Below are 6,610 nucleotides of genomic sequence, written 5' to 3'. Positions count from 1 at the left end.
CCCCCCCCCCGCCGGTCCTGCTCATGGACGAGCCCTTCGGCGCCATCGACCCCCTGACGAGGGAGGCGCTGCAGGAGGAGTTCCTGCGGCTGCAGAAGGACATCCGAAAGACGATCGTCTTCGTCACCCACGACATCGACGAGGCCGTGAAGATGGGCGACCGGATCGCGATCTTCGGTGAGTGCGGCCGGGTGCTGCAGTACGACACACCCGCTCGCATCCTGGGCGAGCCGGCCGAGGGCTTCGTCGCGGACTTCATCGGCGCCGGCACGCACGTGCGCAGGCTCTCGTTGACGCGGCTGTGGGAGATCGAGGTCTCCGGTGACCGCCCGGTCCGGGTACAGGGCGGCGAGGACGCCCACCACCGTGGCGGGTCCGGTTCGTTCGCGCTGCTCGTGGACGATGACCACCGCCCGCTGGGCTGGTCGGACCCGGGCCAGGACCGGCCCCTGCCGCTGCTGTCGCACCTGGGTCCGGAGAACACCCTCCACGACGCGCTCGACGCGATGTTGGCCAACAACAGCGACACCGTGGTGGTCACCGACCGGGACGGGCGCTACCGCGGAACCGTCGAGATGGGCACGATCCAGACCCATCTGCACCGTGTCGGCGGGGGCGGCAGCGAGGACGGTCCCGCGCACGGGGGACGGATCGCCGACCGATCGATCGGTACCTCATGAGTACCGCGACGGCTGCGACGGACGCCCCGGCCGCCCGCACCAGGAGAAGCGGCCGGCCCGCCCTGGGGCCGCAGGCTGCGCGGTGGGCCCGCCACCTGGTCACACCGGCGGTCCTGGCCCTGGTGCTGCTGGGCCTGTACCTGTACGTGGGCGCTCAGGACCTGGACCGCATCGAACAGCGCAGCCTCAACTCCGACTACCTGCTCAGCCGTTTCGGGCAGCACCTGTGGTTGTCGTCGGTCGTGGTCGTGCTCGTGCTGGCGATCGCGATCCCGCTGGGTGTCTTGCTCACCCGCCCGAGAATGCGCCGGTACTCGGGTGCGGTCCTGGCGCTGGCCAACATCGGGCAGGCCACCCCTTCGATCGGTCTGATCGTGCTCTTCGCGGTGGTCTTCCTCAGCTGGGGGCTGAACACGATCGCGGTGGTGGCCTTCGTGACCTACGGGGTGTTGCCGGTACTGCGCAACACCATGGTCGGCCTGGACCAGGTGGACCGTTCGGTGGTGGAGGCGGCACGTGGGATGGGCCTGTCGCGGCTGCGGGTGCTGTGGTCCATCGAGCTTCCCCTGGCCGTTCCGGTCATGCTCGCGGGGATCCGCACCGCACTGGTCATCACCGTGGGCACGGTCGCGTTGGCGACCTTCATCGGTGCAGGCGGCCTGGGCGATGTCATCTCCAACGGCATCTCCTCCAACCGCGACCTGGTGCTGTTCGCCGGGAGTGTGCTGGTGGCGGTGCTGGCTCTGACCATCGACTGGCTCGGCGCGCTCGTCGAGGACCTGCTGCGCCCGCGCGGGGTGTGAGCGTCCGCCCCGTGCGGGCGGCGGAAAGGANGGCCGCCGCAGCCGCGTCGGCCCTGGTGCTGGCCACCAGTGCCTGCTCGGGCGAAGACGGAGCCGGCCCCGCGCCGGGGGACGTCGACCCGGATGGCGGCAGTATCGCCCAGGAGATGGACCTGAGCGGGGTCTCGCTCTCGGTCTCGTCCAAGGAGTTCACCGAGAGTGTCGTCCTCGGCAAGATCACCGTCCATGCGTTGCGTGCGGCAGGGGCCGATGTGGAGGACCGCACCGGCCTGATGGGTTCCAACATCGCGCGCCAGGCCCTGGAGAACGGCGAGGTGGACCTGTACTGGGAGTACTCGGGTACGGGGTGGACCCAGCATCTGGGCCACGACACCGCGGTCCAGGGTGAGCAGGACCAGTTCGAGGCCACCGCCCACGCGGACCTGGAGGAGAACGGGATCGCCTGGTTGGGCCCGGCCGGGTTCGGCAACCAGTACGGGATCGCGCGTGCGGCCGATGCGCCCGGTCCGGCCGGCGGGGTCGACTCGCTGGGTGAGTTGGGTCCCTTCGTGGACGAGCACCCGGAGGAGGCCACGTTCTGCGGTGCGGCCGAGTTCATGGACCGGGAGTGGGAGGACTTCCAGCAGGCCCACGACGCGCCCTTCCCGGTGGACGGTGTCCACCAGATGGATCTGGCGCTGAACTACGTCAACGGGGCCCGGAGCGATCCGTGCAACTTCGCTGAGGTCTTCACCACCGACGCGCGTATCGATTCGCTGGACATGGAGGTCCTGGAGGACACCGAGGGTTACTTCACCACCGAGCTGGCGGCGCTGACCGCCCGTGAGGAGACGGTGGAGGAGTCCCCGGAGTTGGAGGAGCTCGCCGACCGGTTGGGCCGGGCGTTGACCGAGGAGGAGATCATCGAGCTCAACGGGATGGTGGATCTGGAGGGCGCCGATGCCGACGAGGCGGCGCTGTACTTCCTGCAGGAGAACGGGTTCATCGGATGAGCGCCCCGCGCGATGATCTGGCCGCTTTCGTGCACGAGACCGGTGTCCATGACCTGCCTGCTCCGGTGGTGGAACAGACACGGCGGTGCGTGGCCGACCTGGTGGGCACGGCCGCTGCGGGGGCCCGGACCCGGCTCTCGCATGTCGTGCGCGATCACGCCCACCGCCACCAGGGCGGGCCGCAGGCGTGCAGCGGACTGTGGTTCGACGGCCGGGTGGCCGCCCCTGCGGGGGCGGCCCTGGCCAACGCCGCGACCATCGATGCGATGGACGCCCACGACGGCCACCGTTTGGCGAAGGGTCACGCAGGTGCTGCCGTCCTGCCCGGTGTGGTGGCGTTCTCGGCGCCGGACAGCGACGTGGGGGAGCTGTTGGCCGCCACCGCCGTGGGGTACGAGGTCGCGCTCCGGGCGGGTCTGGGTCTGCATGCCCTGGCCGGCGAGCACCACAGTTCGGGGGCGTGGAACGCGTTGGGTGTTGCGGCCGTGGGCGCCCGGGCCCTGGGGTTGGGCGCCGAGGCCACCGAGCACGCCCTCGGGATCGCCGAGTACCACGGACCGCGCGGGCCGATGATGCGCTGCATCGACCATCCGACCATGGTCAAGGACAGCTCCGCGCCGGGCGCGCAGGCGGGAGCCCAGGCCGCACTGTTGGCGAAGGACGGATTCACCGGTGCACCTGCCCAGGTGTTGTCCGGGACCGGTTCGCAGCTGGGCAGGCACTGGCACCTGTTGGAGCAGTACTTCAAACCGCATCCGGTGTGCCGCTGGGCACAGCCGGCCGTGAGCGCGGTGCTCGGACTGGTCGCCGAGCACGGGTTCCGAGCCGACGACGTGGTGGAAGTGCAGGTGGGCACCTTCCACGAGGCGGTCCGGCTGGACGCGCGCGACCCGTCGACGACCGAGCAGGCCCAGTACAGCCTGCCGTTCCCGGTCGCGTTGGGGCTGGTCCACGGGTACGTGCCGCCCGAGGCGGTCGCCGACCCGTCGTCGGCCGACAGCCGGGTGCACGAGATCGCCGCGGGCATGCGGGTCGTGGAGTCGGCGCCGATGAGCGCGTGTTTCCCCGGGCAACGGTGGGCCGATGCGACCGTCGACCTGGCCGACGGGCGCCGACTCGCCTCCGGTCCGGTCACCGCCCCCGGTGACCCGGAGGATGCGCTGAGCGAGAGCGACTTGCGCACCAAGTTCCACACCTTGGCCGAACCGACCCTGGGACGGGAGCGGACGCTGGCCCTGCGCGGGCTGCTCGACCTGCCCTGCGGGGCGCCGGCCGCGCCCTTGCTGGGCGCCCTGACCCAAGCACCGCCGCCTCTTCCCCGACCCGGGGCCGAGGTGGGGCACGCACCCGAATCGAACAGTGAGAACGGCGATGGCTGAGGCCGAGACCGAACGCTTGCACCGTGCTCTGCATGCACGCCTGGGGCAGGAGGTGGTGCGTACCGATCCGGCTGCGCGGGCGGCCCATTCCTCCGACGCCTCGATCTACCGGCACGTGCCCGAGGCGGTGGTGACCCCGCGTGATGGTGAGGACGTGGCCGGTGTCCTGGAGGTGGCCCGGCAGACGGGGGCCCCGGTGCGGGCCCGCGGGGGCGGGACCTCGGTGGCGGGCAACGCGATCGGGCCCGGGATCGTGGTCGATTTCTCGGCCCGCATGGACCGTGTGCTCGAGGTGGACCCGGACTCGCGCACGGCCCGGGTGCAACCCGGGGTGGTCCTGGACGACCTGCGTGACGTGGCGCTGGAACACGGGCTCACGTTCGGCCCGGACCCGTCCACACACAGCCGTTGCACCATGGGCGGGATGATCGGCAACAACGCGTGCGGGTCGCACTCGGTGGCCTGGGGAACCACGGCCGACAACACGGTGTCCCTGACCCACCTGCTCGCCGACGGGCGCTCGTTGACCGCTGATCGCGGCGGGTTCGGTGACGCCGCCCTGGACCAGCGTGTGCGCACCTGGCGCGACGGGCACCTGGCTGCGTTCCGTACTGAACTGGGACGCTTCTCCCGCCAGGTGTCGGGTTATGCGTTGCACCGGTTGCTGCCCGAGCACCGCTTCGACGCGGTCGGTGCGCTGGTGGGCAGTGAGAGCACTCTGGGGTTGGTGACCGAGGCGACGGTGCGCCTGGTGCCCGTACCGCGTGCGACGGTTCTGCTGGTGGTCGGGTTCGCCGATGTGTTCGCCGCCGCCGAGGCCGCGCCGTCCTTGGCGGCGGGGGGAGCGCTGACGGTCGAGGGTATGGCCTGCGACCTGTTGGAGGCTCTGCGTACCCGGCCGGGCCGTGCCCACGAGGGGCAGGACCTGCCTCAGGGGCAGGGGTGGTTGTACTGCGAGTTCGGCGGGACCACTCGGGAGGAGGCCCGGGAGGCGGCCCGAGCGGCTCTGGAGCAGGCGGCGCCCGGGCAGGCGGCCACGTCGTTGCTGGTGGAGGAGCCCGAGCGGGTGCGGGCCCTGTGGCGTATCCGTGAGTCGGGCGCCGGGATCGTCACCCGGATGGCCGACGGCGGCGCGGCCTGGCCCGGTTGGGAGGACTCGGCCGTGCCGGCGCAGAACCTGGGTTCCTATCTCAAGGAGCTCTACGCGCTCATGGAGGACCACGGTCTGCGGGGTGTGCCCTTCGGCCACTTCGGGGAGGGGTGCCTGCACCTGCGAGTGGACCACGACCTGGGCAGTACGCGGGGCCTGGAGCGCTACCGGGCCTTCACCACCGAGGCCGCCGACCTGGTGGCCGCGCACGGGGGCTCGCTCTCGGGTGAGCACGGGGACGGGCGTGCGCGCTCGGAGCTGCTGGGGCGCATGTACTCGCCCCAGGTGTTGGAGGCGTTCGCAGAGTTCAAGGCGATCATGGACCCGGACGGGTTGTGCAACCCCGGGGTGGTCACGGACCCGGCGCCGTTGGACGCGGCTGTCAGACCGGGGCCGGGCCACACCGAGCTCGACCTGACCCCCGTCCACGCCTTCGCCTCCGACGGGGGGTCGTTGTCCACTGCGGTCCAGCGCTGTGTGGGTGTGGGGGCGTGCCGGGACGTGCGTTCGGGGTCGATGTGCCCCTCGTTCAAGGCCACCGGCGACGAGGTGCACTCCACCCGCGGACGGGCACGGGTGCTCTCGGAGATGCTGCACGGGCAGAGCGTTCCCGGGGGATGGCGTTCCACGGAGGTGCGGGATGCGCTCGACCTGTGCCTGTCCTGCAAGGCGTGTGCGAGCGAATGCCCGGTCAACGTGGACATGGCCACTTACAAGGCGGAGTTCCTGTACCACCACCACAAGGGCCGGTTGCGTCCCGTGGCCCACTACAGCATCGGGTGGTTGCCGGTGTGGTCGCGCCTGGTCACCGCGGTGCGCCCGCTGGCAGGGGTCGTCAACGCCCTGTTGCGGCGCCCGCGTGTGGCGGCGTTGGCCAAGAGGCTGGGCGGGATCGAACCCCGGCGCGACATGATCACCTTCGCCGGGCGTCCTCTGCGCCGGACGCTGGGCCGCACGGGACGGACCGGAAGAGGTGACACCGGTGCGGCGGGGGAGGCCACCATCGTGCTGTGGCCCGACACCTTCACCAACTTCCACGAGCCCGGTGTGGGACGCGACGCCGTGGAGGTGCTCCAGGCGTTGGGGCACCGGGTCGCGTTGCCCGAGGGGTCGGTGTGCTGCGGTCTGACCTGGCATTCCACCGGACAGCTGGACCTGGCTCGGGCGGCCCTGCGCCGTGCCCTGGACGCGCTGGAGAGCCGGCTCGACGCGGGTCTGCGCGTGGTGGGGCTGGAACCCTCGTGCACGGTCATGCTGCGTGAGGCCCCCGATCTTCTGCCCGACGACCGGCGCGCCCACCTGCTGCGCGACCGGGTGGTCACACTCGCCGAACTCGCCGACGAACACGAGGGGCCCTGGCCCTTCGCCGATCTGAGGGCCGACGCGGTGGCGCAGGTGCACTGCCATCAGGAGGCCAAGGGCAGCTACGGGGCCGACCGGCGAGTGCTGGAACGGCTCGGTATCGACCCGGGGGTGGTCCAGGCCGGGTGCTGCGGGCTGGCCGGCAACTTCGGGTTCGAACGCGGCCACTGGGAGGTGTCCCAGGCCTGCGCCGAACAGGAGCTCTACCCGCGGGTGCGCGCGGCCGACCCGGACACCTACGTCC

Annotated in this window: 4 protein-coding genes and 1 pseudogene; all 5 read left to right on the top strand. The window is 71.4% G+C overall.

Annotated features, from left to right (window positions below):
* Positions 1–680, top strand: a pseudogene (locus D474_RS33795) (ABC transporter); the annotation flags it as partial.
* Positions 677–1,483, top strand: coding sequence for an ABC transporter permease (locus D474_RS0101635; protein WP_017611856.1), 807 nt, complete (start codon positions 677–679; stop codon positions 1,481–1,483). The pseudogene D474_RS33795 and the gene D474_RS0101635, both read left to right, overlap by 4 nt.
* Positions 1,484–1,629: 146 nt before the next feature.
* Positions 1,630–2,475 (top strand): glycine betaine ABC transporter substrate-binding protein, encoded by an 846-nt coding sequence (locus tag D474_RS27310; RefSeq protein WP_152476571.1) that lies wholly within the window; start codon positions 1,630–1,632, stop codon positions 2,473–2,475.
* Entirely contained in the window at positions 2,472–3,854 is a 1,383-nt protein-coding gene (locus D474_RS27305) for an MmgE/PrpD family protein (protein ID WP_017611854.1), read from the top strand. The genes D474_RS27310 and D474_RS27305 overlap by 4 nt, the downstream gene beginning before the upstream one ends.
* Positions 3,847–6,610 (top strand): FAD-binding and (Fe-S)-binding domain-containing protein (locus D474_RS0101620; RefSeq protein ID WP_017611853.1); only part of this gene is annotated, 2,764 nt, incomplete at its 3' end. The genes D474_RS27305 and D474_RS0101620, both read left to right, overlap by 8 nt.

The organism is Nocardiopsis salina YIM 90010 (genome assembly GCF_000341025.1).
In the GTDB taxonomy this organism is placed as follows: Bacteria; Actinomycetota; Actinomycetes; order Streptosporangiales; family Streptosporangiaceae; genus Nocardiopsis; species Nocardiopsis salina.
Note: the sequence above shows the minus strand (reverse complement) of the source record. Positions and strands in the feature narration are given on the sequence as shown.